Raw genomic sequence first — 21,328 nt, 5'->3', positions numbered from 1 at the left:
ATTGACTAATTAATTCACTGTCACGCTGCCTTGAGCAAATACTTAAATAAATCATCAAGTATTGCATTTGCTGATAGAATACTTCCAAAAATCCAGTAACTAGAATCAACACTATAAACTCGTTGATTTTGAACTACATTAAGGGTTTGCCAAAGACGAGTCTTTTGATATTTTTGGAATAATTCTCTAGCCCCAGGATCTACCGCTACAAATAAAACATCAGCATCAAGTAAGTCTATACGTTCTAAGTTCAGTATTACCAAATTTTCGTCAGGATTTTTAGCTAACTGACGTTGAGCATCTGGCATAGCAATTCCGGCTTCTTGCAAAATACTGACAGGAAATGAAAATTGAGAACGAAACTCAGGTAGTTGTACTCCTCCATGAAACCGGCCGACAGAAACTTCTAGTTTATTTAGGTGATTATTTAAAGCATCTCGCAATTTTGTTAATCGCTGTTCGTATTGATTCAATAATTTTTCAGCTTGTTCAGTCTTGTTTAATACTTCAGCAATACGCCGAAAAGATTCTTGCCATTGAGTATGGACATATTTAAATTTAACTGTAGGAGCTATTTGTGAAAACAATCGATAGGTTTCTGAGTTAATATCATATAAGCTAATAATTAAATCTGGATGCAATTTCAATATTTTTTCTAAATTCAACTGTCCCTCTTTGCCTATATAATTTATACCAGCCATTTGCCTCTTGAGAAAACTAGTTTTACTAGCTACAAAAGTATGTTCAGGTATACCTATTGGTTTCAATCCTAATGCTATCAAAGGTTCTAATGTAATTTGCTCTGCAACAACAATGCGCTGCGGGTTTAGAGGTACACAAGTTTCACCTAAATCATGCTTAAATAAGCGACATTTTGGCATTGATAATTGTGATTTAGATTCACCTGTATTTTGATCAAAACCACTGTGACAAGCGGCAAAAAAGAATAACGAAATAACCATCAAAATACATATTTTACAATAATCTACGTATCTTTTTTTCCTAATGATATAATTTTTATTCATGCACCTCTGCCAACAAATTTTGTACATAAAACTGGGGAACTGTTTCGACAATCTCACGCTGGCAATCGCTTAGATATAGAGTCTTAACTTTATCAACTAACACATCAGCTTTTACGCTACCCAAGCTCCCATCTGGCTTAAGAAAATTTAGTTTTATGCGATTAAATTCCCCATTCTCACTTTGTTGGATAATCTGATAATCAACTTTGTAAGTCAACCATTGCCAACCAGAGATAAGAATCATTTCTCTTTCTAAAACCTGTGCAGCTTCTGGTAATATTGCCCACCCACGATAAATATGCTTAATAAATTCAAGATTTCCAGTGCGGGTCAAAATGGAAGAGAATGATTCAGAATCTAACCTAGCATAGTATCTAGCCTCTGGAAAATCGATAGCAGTAGGTGCAAAACGATGACCACCAAAGTGACTAGATTGCCAGATTCTGACATTATTCATCCCTAAACCTTTAACGATATTTTTTGCCTGACGATAAAAAGGATTACCAAATTTAGCACAGCATTTATCACGACTACCATGAGTACATATAAAAATATCTCTTGTGTGAGGTTCGCTAATATAATTATCTAAATTTTTCTCAAATAAGCATTTTTTAATAATAGGCGCTACCTCAGCAATATCAGATAATAACAATTCATATTTGCTATATCCTTGAGCCAAACCAGTAGGTTTCTGATATATCAAAACCCTTGTCGCATCTGGCTGCTTCAATTCCTTGTTAGAAATTAATAAAAACTCTACAGTTATCTCAGATTCTGCAAATTCTTTGACTATATTTCGCAGGTTCTCAGGAACTAGTTTAGAATTAAATGCCTCATTTGTCCAAGGAGTTGGACATTCAATCATTACAAAAAAGTCAAAATTGTAAGCATTGGCAATTGGATCTTCTCCAACATCAAGAGACTCTAGCGCACAAAAAGAATTAGCCATAATAAAATAACTAGGTAATAAAGGATTAAACTTTTCACTGCCACCCTATTTTTTTAGGGTAGATATCTGTGAAACTCAATCATATTGTTTGCGTAACCAAAACAATTCAGTTATTGATGCACCAATATTATGTATGAACAATAAAGCAAATCTTGGGCAGGTAAACCCCGCCCGTTTAGTCAATTTTCCGTCAATCAAAGTATGTATCAAATTTTACAACTACTCCCAAATTAAAACTCCAAAGAAACGGTTCCCAGAACAGTGAATGGTGCAGCCGGAACAATGTAAAATCCTTGAGACTCATAATATTTAGTATCAAATAGGTTTTTAATGTTGACACCAACTCGCCAACGATCCCGTTTATAGAAAATACTGGCATCTGTTCTCAAATAAGAAGGAATTTTGACATTATTATTGGATATGTCAGATTCCCGTTGGCCTACATAAACTAGACCAAATCCTAGTCCCAAACCTTGTAAATTACCTTTTTGTAATTGATATGTAGTCCACAAACTAGCACTATTGTAAGGTACACCAGCTAATCTATTATTAACTAATATTGGGTCTTCGCTGACAAAAGCATCTGTATAAGTATATGTGCCAATTATTTTCCAGCCAGGAAGAATTTCTCCAACTACATCGAGTTCAACACCGCTACTTTTTTGTTCACCTGTTTGGATTTGGAAGTCAGAATTCGCAGGATCTGGGTCTGTAGTCAAAACGTTTTTCTTTGTGATGTTAAAATAAGCTAAAGTTGCTGAGAGCCGATTGTCAAGAAATTCTTGTTTAATGCCAACTTCAAATTGTTTTGCTGTTTCTGGTTTAAATGCTTCGTTATTAATACTTCTCCCGAATATTTGCGGATTAAAGGAATTTGTCCAACTTCCATAAATTGAAGTGGAATCAGTAGGTTGATAGACTATGCCAACTCGTGGCGAAAATTTAGAATCTGAAGTTTCGTTGTTAGTTGCGCCAGTTTCCAAGTTTCTATAAAAGGAATCAACCCAGTCAAAACGCCCACCAGCTAGCAATTTAAGATTTGGTGTTATTTCAACTAAATTTTGTAAATATAGTGCAATATTACTTCCACCATATTTCTCAAAAAACGCCCGTTCCACGGATTCTGGCTGTGCGCCATAAACAGGATTAAAAATATTTAAATCTGCAATAGTTCCACGATAAAAGTCGTACTGGAAACTGTAATTGGATAACTCTAGCCCCACAAGGATATTATGACGAATTGAGCCAGTATTAAATTTGCCGCTAATTTCATTTTGAAATGAAATGTTGTTTGATTTATCATTGCTAACTCGATATTCCCGCGCTACAGTTAGACCATCTTCGTTTATAGAATTAGCTTGAGTGCCTCCTGCACTACCATTAACGTTAATGACGTTGAAGCCTTGGCGGAATTTCCAATTATTGTTGTAGCCAAATTTGCTTTCTAGAACATAAGTAAAGTTATTAGATGTAAATTCACCTCTATTAAGACTAGGTTCATCTAAAAAGCGGTTGATGGGGAGGTCAAAAACTACTCTGTTATTATTCGGAAAACCTCGGTCAAAAGTGTAGTCGTACTTTTGGTATTCATAACCAAAGGTAATATCTGTATTCTCTCCCGCTTTTACGGTAATGATTGGCCCAATATAAGTACTTTCATTATTAACAAAGTCCCGGAAGCTATCAGCATTTTCGTAAGCTAAATTCAGGCGGTAAAGAGCAGAACGATTTTCTACAAGCGGCCCAGTTAAATCAATTGATGTGCGGTAAAAGTCGTCGCTGCCAATAGTGCCATTGATTTGATAGAACGGGTCTGATAGGGGCTGTTTAGTAATTGTGTTGACGACACCCCCAGGACTGCTGATGCTACCATACAAAATTGATGCTGGCCCTTTGAGAAATTCTACACGTTCGATACTAGAAACATCACGCGGACTAATGAAGCCAAAATCTTTGAAGCCATTACGCAGATTCTCAAATCCTGTCTCAAAACCACGAATAAAGTAGCCTTGAGATGCAAGTCCACCATAAGTCTCTTGACGACGTACACCACTAACGTTGTCTGCGAGCTCGTTGAGCCTGACTACTTGTCGGTCTTGAATGATTTCTTTGGGTATTACCTGTACAGATGCAGGGATGTCGCGTAGGGGAACATCTATTTTTGTTGCAGTTGATGAATCTTGTACGCGATACCCGTCTTGCTCACCTGTGACTGTTAATTCAATTGGTTCGTCAGAGGCCGATGGCTGGGTTGGTTCTGTTGGTGTTTGGGGTTGCGTTTGTGCCTGAGTAGAGGATGCAGCTGAGGCGACACCGAAAATCAAACCTTGGTCACTATCAAATAACTCTACTTTCGGAATACTATCTACTCCAATTACAGCCATTCTGATAGTGTTGGCATCAGAATTAGTCACGGTGATTTCACTAACTCCGGCAATGGGTTTTTCTTGGCGGAATGTGCCACCACTGGGTAAGCGCAGTTGAGCCGAATTAATTTCGATAATATATGTGTTGCCTTCAGTCTTAGGCAATACTGGTAATTTTTCACCATCTGGAGTTGTCAAGATGATTTCCAAACCGTTATTGGTGGGATTAAGTTTGACTCCAGTGACTTCTGCCACGGCTTGTGTTGGCTGCTGTGGTTTAGTAGCTGATGCAATTGGTGTAACTGCAAATATCAAACCTTGGTCACTATCAAATAACTCTGTATTAGGTAAACTTCCCTCACCGATTACCGTTACTCTCAAGGTATTGGTGTTAGCTTGAGTGACGCTGACAGATACAATGCCTGGTGCAGGATTATTTTGGGTAAAGTTTCCACCTTTGTCTAGTGCTAGCACTGCATTGGGTATATCTGCTATATAACTGTTGCCTTGATTGTTATTGACTGGTTTGAGTGCTTCGGCGTTAGCACTTTCTAAAATAATTTCAATGCCTTTATCAGTAGAATTTATTTTAACGCCTGTAACTTTATTAACGTTATCGCTGCTTTGCACAAGCAATTGTGCCGCTCTGGTAGAGTGAGATTTCTGACTAGATAGTTCGGCTGTCTGTGTTCCTGCATGGGCTGGTTGTACTAAGCTGCTAATTACCGCTAATGCTAATGCCACCGAACGTATCTCACTCATTAACCCACCCTTCATTCTGGTTTCTCCTTGAACTGAACCTGTAATTAACAGGCTTTTAAATAAAGGCTCTAGTTGCATATTGATACTCATTCTCACAGCCCATGAAAATTTCACGTCTGATATTAATGACGCGATATATTATCAATAATGCTTGACACTAGCCCTAGAAATCCTCAAAAGCTATCTGCGACTAATTTGCAGCTAACTCTAGTGCTATTAGGAGACATTATCATAAAGGTTACGCCTGAGCAAGCATTTATCAAAACTTCTGAATTTTCTAAATCTGACTAGCGTTGTGCGAAAAATCCTTATAAATCAGTCTTTTCAAGGTATTGCTATAGCAGTAGTCAAGTAAGATTTACCTAACTTAAGCTTTGTCATCTATCTTTAGATAGAGTTATTAGAAATTATTTGTGAGCAAAAGATAATAATAGTTTTTAATTAAAATTTGCTTGCTATCTTACCTAAGTTGCTTTAAAGTTTTAAGAGTAATTGCAAATAAGTAGCAATAATATTGCTGGATTAAAAAATGGCGTTGCTGATTGCGGTACGAAAAATAATTTTGCGTAATTTCAAAATCCTTGTAGAGACACGTCTCTACATCCAGATTCATACCTCGATTCAGAAACACCGGAAAATAAGCTGTACGCAAATAGAACGCGGTTAAAATTTGTCATTCTTTTGGCAAAGGCTGCAACGGCTTGATATCCCAGAATTTTTTGTGCATCAGGATTTTGAAAGAGCAATGACTGAATGTCTCAATGATTTAGAAGAAATGGTCTGTAAGTTTTCTACAGTTGTGGAGCTACTGCGTTACAGGTCGGTAGAGCAAGGAAACACTGAGGCTTTTACCTTTCTGCACGATGGAGAAGCACAAGGAGCGACTCTAACTTATGGAGAGTTAGATCGATATAGTAGAGCGATCGCATCTCAACTTCAAATTTTAGAATTAGCTGGAGAGCGGGCGTTACTACTTTACCCACCTGGCATAGATTACTTACCGGCCTTCTTTGGGTGTCTATATGCTGGTGTGGTAGCAGTCCCAGCTTATCCACCACGCAATCAGCGCAACACCCCCAGAATCTTGGCGATTTTAAAAGATGCACAAACGGCAGTAATTCTGACAACAACGGCCATCTTGTCTCAATTGAAATCTTTGCTTGCCGATAAATTTGATCTAGATAGTATTCGCTGGCTGACTACCGATAACCTCGCACCGGTTATAGAAGAGGCTTGGCAAGAGCCTTTGATTGATAGAGAAACTCTGGCCTTTTTGCAATACACTTCCGGTTCTACTGGTACACCCAAAGGTGTGATGCTCAATCATGGCAACCTACTACACAATGCTGTGGTGACGCGCCAGTATATGGAACATTCCGCCAGTAGTAAGTTTGTCACTTGGCTGCCTGTTTATCATGATATGGGACTGATTGGCGGCGTACTACAACCTTTATATGCAGCTTTTCCTTGTATCATGATGCCGCCAGCAGCTTTTCTCCAGCGTCCGTACCGTTGGTTACAAGCAATTTCCCGTTACAAAGGAACCACCAGTGGCGCTCCCAACTTTGCCTATGAACTTTGTATTGAAAAAATTACTCCTGAACAACGCTCAACCCTCGATTTAAGCAGTTGGAATGTAGCTTTTAACGGCGCGGAACCAATTCGCCAGGAAACTTTAGAGCGTTTTGCAGCTACCTTTGCTGATTGCGGTTTTCGTCCAGAAGCTTTTTACCCTTGTTACGGCATGGCAGAGGCCACTTTAATGGTATCTGGTAGCGTCAAGTCTGCGTTAGTTAGATGCAAAAACGTAAATAAGAGCGCTTTAGAACGCAATGATGTAATTGATGTGGTTGCTGAGGACGATAATTCAATAGCATTAGTCAGCTGTGGCCGCAGTGTGCCACAACAACAGATTGTAATTGCCAATCCAGAAACTTTAACTCGCTGTCAGGATGGAGAAGTAGGGGAAATCTGGGTATCTGGCCCCAGTGTTGGGAAAGGCTATTGGAATCGTCAAACAGAGACAGAACAGACTTTTCATGCCTTTTTGCAAGATACAGGAGTTAGCGAAGCGTCAGGACCTTTTCTCCGCACAGGTGACTTAGGCTTTTTGGATAGTGGAGAAGTCTTTATTACGGGTAGAGCCAAGGATTTAATTATTATTCGCGGCCGCAACCTTTACCCACAAGATATCGAACTCACCACAGAACGCTCTCACCCAGCATTACGTTTGGGTAGTAGTGCTGCATTTGCAGTTGAGGTAGAGAACGAAGAGAAGTTGGTAGTGGTACAGGAGTTAGAATTCCGCGCTAAACCAAATCTAGAGGAAGTGACTGCTGCTATTCGTCAGGCGGTTTCTCAAGAATTTGAGATGCAAGTTTATACAGTGGTGTTAATTAAGCCTGGTACTATTCCTAAAACCTCTAGTGGGAAAATACAACGTCGCGCTACCAAAGCAGAGTTTTTAGCAGGGACTCTCAATGTTGTCCAAAGTAGTATTTTGGATAGTTTTGATGTGAGTCTACCCAAAGAGCAACCGACAAATCTAGAAACTTACTTACAACAGTTGGTAGCTCAAGTATTATCAGTACCTTTAGAGCAGGTAAATATTCAACAACCCTTGAGCAATTTGGGTATAGATTCCTTACAGGCGTTTGATTTGAAAAATCGGATTCAGCAAGATGTAGGAGTATCTATTTCGGCTATTGATTTGTTTGAAGCGAGTATTGCTCAGGTAGTTAAACTGGTATTGGCTACAGAAACAACCACCACGAATCACAAACTTCAACCTGTTCCCCGCAATGGTGAATTACCTCTGTGTTTAGCACAAGAGCGTTTATGGTTTCTTGACCAGTTAGAGCCGGGAAATCCTTTTTATAATGTTGCGATCGCTATTCGATTAACTGGTAAACTTAATCCAGCGATCCTTGAACAAAGTCTGAATGAAATCATCAAGCGTCACGAGAGCTTACGCACAACCTTTACTCCTATAGACGGAAGACCTATTCAGGTTATTCATGAGAATCTAGAAGTCAAATTATCAATTCTGCAAAATTTCGACTTTGATATTCAAAGTTTAATTTTGCAAGAAAGCCAAAAACCATTTAATCTTTCCCAATTACCGCTATTAAGAGCAACACTTCTACATCTCAAAGAAGATGAGCATCTGTTGCTAATTACTATCCATCATATTATCTCTGATGGTTGGTCAATTGGTGTGCTTATTCAAGAACTAGCAACAATTTATGCTGCGTTCTCTCTTGGTAAACCTTCACCTTTACCTGAACTAAGTATCCAATATGCAGATTATGCTTATTGGCAAAGACAATGGTTACAAACAGATGTTCTCCAACCTCAATTAGATTATTGGAAACAGCAGCTAAATGGCAGCGCACCTTTACTTCAACTTCCCACCAATAGACCTAGACCAGCAATTCAGACATTTAAAGGTAAAAAAGAGTTTTTCACGATTACAGGAGAAATCAAGGAAGCAGTAAAAAACTTAAATAAACAAGAAGGTGTAACTTTATTTATGACACTTTTAGCAGTGTTTAAAACATTGCTTTACTGTTATAATAAACAAGATGATATTTTAGTTGGTTCACCCGTATTAGGTCGTAACTGGCAAGAAACGGAAAACTTAATTGGCTTCTTTATCAATACCTTAGTTTTTCGCACAGATTTTAGTGGAAATCCCAGTTTTCGAGAAGTTCTACAACGTTTACGTGCTTGTGCATTAGATGCTTACGCCCATCAAGACTTACCTTTTGAGAAGCTAGTAGAGGAGTTACAACCAGAACGTAACCTGAGTTATAACCCTTTGTTTCAGGTAATGTTTATTTTGCAAAATGCACCGATACCAGCTATCGAAATTAACAACTTGAATATGCATCCTCAAGAAGTAGATATTGGTACTTCTAAATTTGATTTAAAATTTAGCATTTGGGAAAGTGAAGAAGGGTTTCAGGGTTCAATGGAGTATAAGATAGATTTGTTTAATGCTGTAACGATTGCTAGCATAAACAATCATTTTGAAATGCTGCTATGGCATGTCATAGAAAAGCCTGATACTAAAGTGAACGAACTAGGCGAGATCCTAAAAAATGTTGATAGAGAACAGAGACTAATTAGAGAGCAAAGACTAGAATATACATCCTTAGAAAAGCTCAAGCTGACCAAACGTAAGGCAATTCGTGAAGCCTAAAATTGTTATTTTATATATAGGAAAACATCAATGAGCTTGCTAACAGCATCAAGAAATTTGGTAGATAATTTATCTCATCATGTCCAAAAAACTCTTTATCGTAAAAACTTAATCAAATTAGCACCTCTTTATAATCATGCTAAGTGGGGTGATACTCATCGATTTGCTCAACATTATCAAAAGCACTTTGCTCCTTTAAGTCGGAAAAAGCTCAATATCCTAGAGATTGGTGTAGGAGGTTATGACGACTCGACATCAGGAGGTGATTCTTTAAGGATGTGGAAAACATATTTTCCCAACAGTAATATTTATGGAATCGATATTGTAGAGAAACAAGGTTTAGAAGAAGAACGGATCAAAATATTTAAGGGTTCTCAAACTGATGAAGCTTTTTTAAAAGAAGTTATTAATGAAACTGGAGAATTAGATATTATCATTGATGACGGTTGTTCCATAAATGAACATCGAATTAAGACTTTTAATATTCTTTTTCCATTTTTGAAAGATGGAGGTATTTATGCAGAAGAAAATACCCACATTTCTTATTGGCCAAGCTTAGGCAGTAATTGGTCGGAAAAGGGTGAAAAAAGTGTGTATTTGGCAAACTGTATAAACGTGGGTGGTAGCATTGATTTAAATGCTTCTCATACCATAATGGCAATGTACAAAAGATTAGCTGATGGCTTAAATTATCAGGAGTTTTTAAATCCTGGTTACTCACCATCTTATTTTGATAAACATATTGTAGAAGTACATTTTTACCATAACTTAGTAATTGTCTACAAAGGCGAAAATAACGAAGGCAGTAATATTATAGAGAACAACACATTACAACCACACATTTTGCAAGAATTAGGTGTAAATTCTTTGGAAGAGCTAGCTATAGATTTTACAACAGCCACTAGTGCAAGTAATAAGGTTTAATTAATGGAAAGGACAGATACAAAAGAAAAAAGTCAATCTTTTCTAAAGGTTAAAAGACAGCAAGCTATCAATCTCTTGCAAACAGAATTGGTCAAATTAACGCCTCTTCTAACTGATAGTGCTTTACCTGTGTTATGCCAAACCACTGTAGAAGGGGTCAATTTATTAACATGGGCAGTTAATAATCAAGAGTTAATTACTACAAATTTACTTAAGCATGGAGGTATACTATTTCGTAATTTCCAAGTAAAAGATATTGCCGAGTTTGAAAATTTTATCCAGGCTGTTTCGGGAGATTTATTAGAATACCGCGATCGCTCTTCACCTCGGAGCGCAATTCAAGGTAAAATCTACACATCTACTGACTATCCTGCTGACCAAAGTATCTTTCCGCATAGCGAGAATTCTTATGCCGCTAGCTGGCCTTTAAAAATTTTCTTTCACTGCGTCACACCAGCACAGCAAGGTGGGGAAACTCCTATCGCTGATACGCGGAGATTATTACAACAGATTAACCCAAAAATTCGCGATCGCTTCATCGAAACAGGCGTGATGTATGTGCGTAACTTCGGTGATGGTTTTGGCTTACCTTGGCAAACAGTATTTCAAACCACAAACCCAGCCGAAGTAGAAGAATTTTGCCGTAGCAATCATATTGAATTCGAGTGGAAGCCAGGAAATCGCTTACGAACCCGTACTCATAGACAAGCGATCGCTACACATCCTAAAACAAGTGAAACTGTTTGGTTTAATCATGCCGCTTTTTTTCATGTCAGCACTTTGAATGCAAAGATTCGCACTGCATTGTTAGCAGAATTTTCAGAAGAGGATTTGCCACATAATACCTATTACGGTGATGGTTCACCAATTGAAGCAGAAGTTTTGGATGCAATTCGTACCATCTATCAACAAGAAACTGTGATTTTTCCCTGGCAGGCTGGAGATATTTTAATGCTGGATAATATGCTGACAGCACATGGAAGACAGCCATTTGTCGGGGAAAGAAAAGTGGTAGTTGGGATGTCAGAAGTATTCAGTAGTCAAGAGATTTAGTGCCAAGTACGGAGAATTAGTAATGTTAGAAGAAATGCAAGGTTTTCGCCTCTCGCCTCAGCAAAAACATTTGTGGCAATTGCAAGAAGTTAATAGCCTTCCCTATCGTTCTCAATGTGCTGTTTTAATTGAAGGCGTTATCGATATCAACATCTTGAAGCAAGCCTTAGAACAGCTTGTCAATCGCCATGAAATACTTCGCACTAACTTTCATTGTTTGCCAGGGATGTCTATCCCATTGCAAGTAATTACAAATAAAAATATTACTTGGGGTGAAAACTACGACTTCAGTAGTTGCAGCCATCAACAACAAGAAGAATTATTATCAAGCTTATTTGAGCAATTTAACCAAGAAGTATTCGATCTACAACATGGTTCTCTGTTGCGCTTATCTTTAGTTACTTTATCTTTAGAAAAGTATATTCTATTGATCTGCTTACCTGCCCTTTGTGCAGACGCAGCATCACTAAATATTTTGGTGCGAGAAATCAGTCAATCTTATGCAGCTTGCGTTCAGGGAAAAGAGTTAGATAATGAACCGCTACAATATGCAGATTTAGCTGAATGGCAAAATGAATTGTTAGAGGGAGAAGATACAGAAGCGGGGAGAGAGTATTGGCGTAAACAAAATATTGCTGCGTTGACAACCTTAAAGTTACCTTGGGAACAACAAACCGCTTTAAAATCAACATTTCAGCCGCAAATACAATCTATCAACATTACTCCTGAATTAACGGCACAGATAGAAATATTAGTTCGGCAATATAATACTTCAGTTTCTAATTTTTTATTAACTTGCTGGCAGATTTTGATCTGGCGGATTACCCAACAATCAAATGTAATTATTGGAATTGGTTGTGATGGGCGTAATTACCAAGAACTGGAAGATGCTATAGGTTTATTTGCTAAATATTTACCTATTAATATTGAGTTAGACAAAGAAAGTACATTTGTCGAGATTATCTATAAAAATAATCTGACTGATAGCTTCAAATATCATCCTTATTTTAATTGGGGAAATATAGCAGATTTAGCGCCAAACAATTCACGTTTTTCACCTTTATGCTTTGAATTTTTAGAACAATCGCCTAAGTACACAAATGCTGATACTGTCTTTTCGATTTATCAGCAATACTCGTGTATTGAAAAATTTAATATTAAGCTGAAATGTATTGGTAATCACCAATTAATTGCAGAGCTTCACTATAATTCAAACTTATTTAATTCCGACTACATTGAAGTTTTAGCTGGGCAATTTAAAAGTATAGTGGGTAGTGCGATCGCTCATCCAGATTTACCAATCAGTCAGTTAGAAATTATCAGCGATATTGAAAGAACACAGCTACTATACGATCGCAACAAAAATTATCCCAAAAATCTGTTAATCCACCAAATATTTGAGGCACAAGTACAAAAAACTCCTAATCAGATTGCTGTAGTTTTTGAAGAGGAAAAACTCACATATCAACAACTCAATCAAAAGGCAAATCAATTAGCTCACTACTTACAAAAACAAGGAGTAGGAGCAGAGATATTAGTGGGAATTTGCCTAGAACGTTCGACTGATATGATTGTGAGTATTTTAGGCATTCTCAAGGCTGGTGGAGCATACATCGCCTTAGATCCAGGGATTCCACCCAAGAGTTTAGCATCACGTTTAAAAGATATCCAAGCCTCCTTTTTGATTACTAATACTTGCGTAGCAAAGAGATTATCAGAAGTAGCTAATATCGAACAACTGCAAGTCATGAATTTGGCTGCACAATGGCAGAAATTTTCTCATGAAACTGATATTAATCCTCACTGTCAGGCAAACAATAATCATCTAGCTTATATATTATTTACCTCTGGTTCCACAGGCAAACCCAAAGGAGTTGCCATTGAACATCAGCAAATTCTTAATTATGTCTATGCCATCATTGATAGTTTAAAACTACCTACCAATTCCACCTGCAACTTTGCATTAGTTTCCACTCTAGCCGCAGACTTAGGTAACACCGTTCTCTTCCCTGCACTTTGCACAGGAGGATGTCTACATATTATCTCCTACGATCGCGCTACCGATCCAGTTGCCTTAACAGAATATTGCCACAAACATCCTATAGATTGTCTCAAAATTGTTCCTTCTCACCTTAGTTCCCTGCTGCTATCTCCTACACCCCAATCTATCCTGCCTCGTCAACGACTAATTTTAGGTGGTGAAGCTACTAATTGGCAGTTAGTTGAGCAAATTCGCCAGTTAGCACCCAATTGCCAGATATTTAACCATTATGGCCCCACAGAAAGCACTGTTGGCGTACTCACTCATTTAATTACAGAAGTCAATTTAACAACTAAAACAGTTCCTCTTGGCAAATCAATTGCTAATACACAAGTTTATATTCTGGACAATAACTTACACTTGACTCCTATTGGAATCAAAGGTGAAATATATATTGGTGGCGCAGGGTTAGCCCGATGCTATATGCAGCATCCTGAACTAACTGCTGATAAATTCATTCCTAATTATTTTAGCCGCCAACCAGGAGCAAGACTGTATAAAACAGGTGATTTAGCACGTTATTTACCAGATGGCACAATCGAGTTTATTGGACGTAGCGATTACCAAGTAAAGATTCGAGGTTTTCGCATTGAACTGACAGAAATTGAAGCTGTGTTGAGCCAGCATCCAAGTGTAAAAGAGGCTGTAATCGTAGCACCAGATTTAGAGCTAGGTCAGAAGTATTTGGCAGCCTATGTAGTACCATCCCAAGAATCCTCCTACCAAGTTGATGAACTGCGTAGTTATCTGCAAGCAAACTTGCCTGATTATATGGTGCCTTCCACCTTTGTTATGCTAACGGCACTACCGCTAACTCCTAGTGGGAAGATAGACCGTCAAGCTCTGCCAGCACCTGACCAAGTACGACCAGAGACAGCAAAAAGTTTTGTGGCTCCTCGCACACCAGTTGAGGAAGTACTAGCAGGAATTTGGAGCGAGATTCTAGGTATTAAGCAGGTAGGTATTCACGATAACTTTTTTGATTTGGGAGGACACTCTTTGCTAGCCACGCAAGTTGTTTCCCAAGTACGCGAAGCCTTCCAAGTAGAGTTGCGGTTACGTAGTTTGTTTGAAACACCTACAATAGCTGGGCTTGCAGAACTGATTGAAACGGCAATGAGGAGCGGACAGAACTCAGCAACTATGCTTATCAATCAGGTGAAGCGGGAAGGTGAGTTGCCACTGTCGTTTGCTCAACAGCGGCTGTGGTTCCTCAATCAGATGGAACCAGATAACCCTTTTTACAACATTTCCCGAGCTGTACTATTAAAAGGTTTGCTCAACGTAGCAGCACTGGAGCAAAGCATCAATGAAATTGTGCGACGCCATGAGGTCTTGCGGACGAGCTTTACAGATGTAGATGGGCGAGCCGTCCAACAGATTGCTTCGGCGCTAAATATAAAACTGCCGATTATAGATTTAGGAAAATTATCACCAGAAGAACAAGAAGTTGAAGTTCGGCAACTGGCTAGCTCACAAGCACGACAGGCTTTTAACTTGACTGAAGATGCATTGCTACGAACTTCTCTATTACGGTTGGACGAGGAAGAATATGTGTTGGTGTTCACAATACATCATATTGTCGCCGATGGTTGGTCGGCAGGTGTGATTGTTCGGGAAGTAGCTGCACTTTACGAATCATTCTCTAGCGGCAAGCCCTCGTCACTCCCCGATTTGACTATTCAATATGCAGACTTTGCTATTTGGCAACGGCAGTGGCTACAAACAGAAGTACAGTTATCTCAAATGGCTTACTGGAAACAGCAGTTAGGCGGAAAATTGCCCGTGCTGCAACTTCCTACCGACCGACCCCGACCAGCCATTCAAACCTTTAAGGGCAGAAAACAATCGTGGCAAATTTCCAAAGTTATGACTGAGGCACTCAAGTCTCTTTCACGGCGGGAAGCAGTTACTCTGTTTATGACTCTGCTAGCGGCGTTCAAAACATTGCTGTATCGCTACACAAATCAAGCAGATATTTTGATTGGCTCTCCCATTGCTAACCGCAATCGCAGTGAAATAGAACCATTAATCGGCTTTTTTGTCAATACTCTTGTACTGCGTACCGATCTGTCGGCAAATCCAAGCTTCAAAGAATTACTGCGGCGGGTTCGGGAGGTGACATTAGATGCTTATGCTCATCAAGATTTACCTTTCGAGCAGCTTGTAGAAGAGCTACAGCCAGAGCGGAATTTAAGCCACACACCACTATTTCAGGTGATGTTAATTTTGCAAAATGCCCCAATGGAGGTTTTGAAGCTTCCAGGAGCGATCCTGAGTCCGATGGAAGTAGAAACCGAAACAGCCATGTTTGATATAACCCTGTTTTTAACGGAAACTGAACAAGGGTTGACGGGCGTGTTCGAGTACAACAGCGATTTGTTTGATGCTCCCACAATTAGCCGGATGCAGGGACATTTCCAGGTATTACTAGAAGGGATTGTGGCTAATCCCGATCGCCATCTATCTGACTTGCCAATCTTGACTGCAACAGAACAACAGCAACTGCTAGGAGATTGGAATCAAACATCGGCTGATTATCCCTCTAGTTGTATTCATGAGTTATTTGAGGCTCAAGTAGAACAAACACCAAATTCCATCGCAGTGGTTTTTGAAGATCGACAACTTACCTATGAGGAATTGAATATTCGTGCCAACCAGCTAGCACAGTATTTACAAGAGTTGGGTGTGATACCAAAAATGTTGGTAGGTATTTGCGTGGAGCGATCGCTCGATATGGTGGTCGGATTGTTAGGCATCCTGAAAGCAGGTGGTGCTTATGTCCCTCTCGATCCAGCCTATCCGCACGAACGTTTAGCATTCATGCTAGAAGATGCTCAAGTCTCGGTGCTGCTCACTCAACAGAAATTGATGGCGACTTTACCGAAATATCAAGGAAAATTCGTATACCTTGATACAGACTGGCAGAAGATTAGCCAACACAATTGTCATCCCATTAGCCAGGTAACTACTAAAGATTTAGCCTATGTGATTTACACCTCTGGCTCAACTGGTAAGCCCAAAGGAGTGCAAATTCCACACCGAGCGTTGGTTAACTTCTTAAGTGCCATGCGCCTTAACATCAGGCTGACTCAGGAAGATATTCTCCTATCAGTCACAACATTATCGTTTGATATTGCAGCACTAGAAATCTACCTGCCACTGATTGTAGGCGCTCGTTTGATAGTGGTCAGCCGTGAAGTTGCGGTTGACGGAACTCAATTATTAGAAAGGCTGATATCTTCTGGTACTACTGTCATACAAGCCACGCCAGCTACTTGGCGACTGCTTCTAGCAGCTGGGTGGCAGGGTCGTTGGTCACTAAAAATCCTCTGTGGCGGTGAAGCTCTCGATCGCGAACTAGCCAATCAGTTGCTCGAACGAAGTACTGAACTCTGGAATTTATACGGGCCAACAGAAACTACTATCTGGTCAGCTGCCCATCAGGTAGAGGCTACAAATAACGTAGAGGGTCGAGATGGTATCATTTCCATTGGTCGTCCGATTGCTAACACAGAATTTTATATTTTAGACGAAAACCTGCAACCAGTTCCCGTAGGAGTTCCGGGTGAACTACACATCGGTGGTGTAGGACTGGCTCTTGGTTATCTCAATCAACCAGAACTCACAGTACAGAAATTTATCCCTAACCCCTTTAACAACACTTCAATTTCTCGGTTATACAAAACTGGGGACTTAGTTCGCTATCGACTAGACGGGACTATTGAATATTTAGGGCGGATCGATCATCAAGTCAAGGTTCGGGGTTTCCGCATTGAACTCGGAGAGATTGAAACGTTGTTGAGCCAAAACCCAGAAGTGCAACAAGCTGTAGTTTTGGTGCAAGAAAGTCAACCAGACAACAAGCGTTTGATTGCATATATCGTTCCAAATTTACAATCCCAGAATCTAGATGAGTTGGGATCGGGAACACCGAGTTATGACGAGCAGATTTCCCAGTGGAAAAGCGTTTGGGATGAAAGTTACAGCCAAAGCTCTCCCCATGAAGAGCCAACATTAAATTTGCTTGGTTGGAATAGTAGCTATACAGGTCAGCCCATTCCCACTCAACAAATGCAGGAGTGGGTGGAGCATACAGTAAAGCGCATCCTGAATTTTAAACCCACCCGTGTACTGGAGATTGGATGTGGTACTGGTTTATTGCTGTTCCGAATCGCTTCCCACTGTACCCAATACTGGGGCACAGACTTCTCACAGTCAGTTATAGACTATATTCAGCAGCAATTAAGGTTACAGGCACAGCCGCTTACACAAGTTACTCTTTGCCAGAGAGAGGCAGACAACTTTCAGGGGTTGGAGGCAAAAGCGTTCAACGCAGTTATCCTCAACTCTGTAATACAGTACTTTCCTAGCATCAACTACCTGCTTCGGGTATTGGAAGGCGCTGTCGCTTCCGTGGAACCTGGAGGATTTATTTTTGTTGGAGATGTACGTAGTTTGCCACTTTTAGAGGCTTTCCATGCCTCGGTTCAGCTGTATCAGGCTCCTGCCTTACTCTCCAAAACCCAGTTGCGCCAGCGTGTAAAACAAAGTCTGGAAAAAGAGCAAGAACTAGTAATCGATCCGGCATTTTTCATTGCTTTGAAGCAACACCTTCCACAAATCAGTCACGTTCGGATTTCTCCTAAGCGCGGTCATCATCACAACGAGCTGACTAAGTTCCGCTATGATGTGATTCTCCATGTCCAAGCTGAAGTAGTTTCCCCGAAAGAGTTTCCGTGGCTGGATTGGCAGGAACAAGAGTTAACACTAACCTCTGTCCGCCAGTTGCTACAGTCAACTAAACCCGATATGCTCGGACTACGGCGTGTACCGAATGCACGTCTGTCACCAGAAATCAAAACCTTAGAATTGCTCGCCAGTGATTCTGTAACTGAGACAGTAGAAGACATACGGCAAGCTGTACGAGTCGTTACTGGATCTCAAGTAAATCCCGAAGACCTGTGGGCTTTGAACCAGGAATTGCCCTATACCATCGATATTAGCTGGACGAGTGCGATCGCAGATGGCAGTTACGACGTGATATTAACACGATGCTCGGCGGCTGACTCAGCAGATTTTCACAAAATAGTTCCTTCTTTCCCTGGTGAAATTCGCCCCAAACCTTGGAATTTTTATGCCAATAATCCTTTAAAGCCAAAATGGACTCGCGATTTAGTGCCACAGCTACGCCGTTTTCTACAAGAAAAACTGCCTGAGTATATGGTTCCCTCGGCTTTTGTAACACTAGAGGCACTGCCACTGACACCTAATGGTAAAGTAGACAGGCGATCGCTATCAGCATCTAGTCTTCAGGTTGAATCTGAAGAAACCTTTGTAGCTCCTTCTACGCCTGTAGAGGAGATGCTTGCCGGAATCTGGGCAGAGGTTTTGGCTCTTGAGAAAGTAGGCATTCACGATAACTTCTTTGAATTAGGTGGGCACTCTCTTGTCGCTACTCGTGTTATTTCCCAAATCCAAAAAGTTTTTGAAATAAAGCTTCCTTTACATCGGTTGTTTGAGAAGCCGACAGTCGCCAAGTTAGCTACAGAAATTGAGAAAGCCAGCAGAGCAGACTTGGTATTTGAAGCAGCAACCATTGAACGCATTTCCCGCTCACACGAGTTACCTCTATCTTTTGCCCAACAGCGACTATGGTTTCTTACTCAGTTAGAGTCAAAAAGCCCTTCATACAACATGCCTGCCGCTATTCGCTTAGAAGGACAGTTAAACTTAACAGCACTACAGAATAGTTTTAACGAAATTCTATGCCGTCACGAAGCTTTGCGAACTAATTTTAAGACAGTAGAAGGGCGACCTGTGGCAATCATCACACCAGTGACAGCACTGCCATTATTAGTAATCGACTTGAGTGAGTTACCTTTTGTGGAACAAGATGCTACTGCCAAACAACTGGCATTAGTCGAGGCGCAACAAACCTTTGATCTCAAAAATGACCTTCTACTGCGGGTGAAATTACTCCGCCTTAGCGAACAAGAATATATAGTGCTTGTTACCATGCACCACATTGCCTCTGATGGTTGGTCAATTGGCGTGTTAGTGCGTGAGGTGACAGCACTTTACCAAGCTTTTTGTAATGGGCAACCCTCACCACTTCCAGAACTGCCCATCCAGTATGTAGACTTTGCTGTATGGCAAAGACAATGGTTGCAGGGTGAGGTACTCCAAGCGCAACTTGCCTATTGGAAGCAGCAATTGGGCAACAATCTCCCTGTACTGCAATTACCTACAGCACGTCCGCGCCAAGAAGTAAAAACCAATCAGGGTGCTACTCAATCCTTCATCATTCCCTCCCATCTGTCCATAGCACTACAAGCAATCTCGCGCCAACAGGGTGTCACTTTATTTATGACCTTGCTGGCAGGTTTTCAGATATTGCTACAACGCTACACCAATCAAGATGACATCGTTGTTGGTACTGATGTCGCTAATCGGAATCGAGCAGAAACTGAACAATTAATTGGCTTTTTTGTCAATCTTCTTGTCTTACGCATCGACCTCAGCGGAAACCCCAGTTTCCAAGATTTGCTGAAACGAGTACGTCAAGTAGCATTAGGAGCTTATGCTCATCAAGACTTACCTTTTGAGGAATTAGTCAAAGCTTTACAACCTGAGCGGAATTTGAGTAACACACCACCACTATTTCAGGTATTATTTGTCCTGCAAAATGCGCCGATGCCACCTTTGGAATTACCAGGACTAACCTTAAGTTTGTTGGAAATTGAACACAAAGTAGCTAGGTTTGATTTAGCACTATTTCTCACAGAAACAGACCAAGGAATTTCAGGTAAGTGGCAATATAACTCTGACTTATTTGATACCACCACTATTACTCGCATGACTGGTCACTTCCAGACACTTCTTAACAATATCATTTCACAACCTGATGCTCGGATTAGTAGCTTAGAAATGCTTACCGAAGCTGAAAGAAAACAACAAGCTATGCAAAAAAAAGAACGCAGAGCCTTTAATCAGAAAAAGTTGATTGGCATTACTCCTAAGGCCGTTAGCTTATTACCAGAAAGATTGGTAAAAACTAATTATCTCCAATCACAGCAAACATTTCCTCTGGTAATTCAGCCAGCTACAAACGATATTGATTTGGTAGCTTGGGCTAAAATTAACCAGGAGTTTATCCAGACAGAATTATTAAAACATGGCGCAATATTATTTCGAGGTTTCAATGTAGAATCAGTGTCAGAATTTGAAAGTTTCGCTCAGGCAATTTCTCCACAATTGTTTGGTGAATATGGTGATTTACCTCGGGCTAGTGAGAGTGGTAAAGTTTATGGCTCTACTCCTTATCCAGCTGATAAAGCAATCCTTTTTCATAATGAAAGCTCTCATTTACATCAGTGGCCTCTGAAAATTTGGTTTTTCTGCGTGCAACCAGCACAACAAGGTGGAGAAACGCCGATTATAGACTGCCGCCAAGCTTACAAAATCATCAATCCCAAGCTGCGAGAAAGATTAGATAGAAAACAATTAATGTATGTTCGTCACTACACTAATGGTCTGGATGTAAGCTGGCAAAATTTCTTTCGTACCCATGATAAATCTCTCGTAGAAAATTATTGCCGCCATGCAAAAATGGATTTTGAATGGTATGATAATAACAGTCTAATTACGCGCCAAATTCGTCCAGCATTAGCAGTACACCCAAAAACGAGTGAACCTGTATTTTTTAATCAAATCCAGTTACACCATATAGCGTATTTAGATGTAGAAGTTCGAGAATCTTTATTGTCTACATTTGGAGATAAAAAGCTACCGCGTAATGTTTATTACGGAGACGGTACTCCTATAGAAGACTCAGCTATTGCAGAAATAAATGAAGTTTATCAGCAGTGTCAGACTAGCTTTGCTTGGCAAAAGAGCGATATTTTGATGTTAGATAATATGCTCACTGCCCACGGAAGAAATCCCTACTTAGGCTATCGCAAAGTTGTTGTAGCAATGGCACAAATGATTCAATCAGCTTGA

At 40.0% G+C, this 21,328-nt stretch carries 6 protein-coding genes and 1 pseudogene; 4 read left to right on the top strand and 3 right to left on the bottom strand.

Features of this window, described 5'->3' with window-relative positions; all coding sequences use genetic code 11:
- Window positions 1–20: 20 nt before the first annotated feature.
- The 3 genes from V7K84_RS33905 to V7K84_RS33895 all read right to left on the bottom strand — a co-directional run bounded on the left by V7K84_RS33905 (window position 21) and on the right by V7K84_RS33895 (window position 5,192).
- Window positions 21–1,025 (bottom strand): iron-siderophore ABC transporter substrate-binding protein, encoded by a 1,005-nt coding sequence (locus V7K84_RS33905; protein ID WP_334844841.1) that lies wholly within the window; start codon window positions 1,023–1,025, stop codon window positions 21–23.
- Complete coding sequence (locus V7K84_RS33900; protein WP_334844839.1) at window positions 1,018–1,974, bottom strand: sucrase ferredoxin; 957 nt, start codon at window positions 1,972–1,974, stop codon at window positions 1,018–1,020. Before V7K84_RS33900 ends, V7K84_RS33905 begins: the two co-directional genes overlap by 8 nt.
- Window positions 1,975–2,204: 230 nt before the next feature.
- The gene (locus tag V7K84_RS33895; protein WP_334844837.1) at window positions 2,205–5,192 is read right to left on the bottom strand and encodes a TonB-dependent siderophore receptor; all 2,988 of its coding nucleotides are present in this window, start codon (window positions 5,190–5,192) and stop codon (window positions 2,205–2,207) included.
- A 655-nt stretch (window positions 5,193–5,847) separates the two neighbouring features.
- On the opposite strand from V7K84_RS33895, the pseudogene V7K84_RS33890 reads away from it, so the two are divergent.
- The 4 genes and pseudogenes from V7K84_RS33890 to V7K84_RS33875 all read left to right on the top strand — a co-directional run.
- A pseudogene (locus V7K84_RS33890) lies at window positions 5,848–9,189 on the top strand (condensation domain-containing protein); the annotation flags it as partial.
- A gap of 147 nt (window positions 9,190–9,336) precedes the next feature.
- On the top strand, window positions 9,337–10,230 hold the full coding sequence (locus V7K84_RS33885) for a hypothetical protein (protein ID WP_334844836.1): 894 nt from the start codon (window positions 9,337–9,339) through the stop codon (window positions 10,228–10,230).
- A 3-nt stretch (window positions 10,231–10,233) separates the two neighbouring features.
- A complete protein-coding gene (locus V7K84_RS33880) occupies window positions 10,234–11,283 on the top strand; it encodes a TauD/TfdA family dioxygenase (protein ID WP_334844835.1) in 1,050 nt (349 codons plus the stop codon).
- A gap of 22 nt (window positions 11,284–11,305) precedes the next feature.
- Complete coding sequence (locus tag V7K84_RS33875; protein WP_334844833.1) at window positions 11,306–21,328, top strand: amino acid adenylation domain-containing protein; 10,023 nt, start codon at window positions 11,306–11,308, stop codon at window positions 21,326–21,328.

This window comes from Nostoc sp., assembly GCF_036917315.1.
GTDB lineage: Bacteria > Cyanobacteriota > Cyanobacteriia > Cyanobacteriales > Nostocaceae > Nostoc.
The sequence above is the reverse complement of the archived record's forward strand: the minus strand, read 5'-3'. Positions and strand labels throughout refer to the sequence as shown.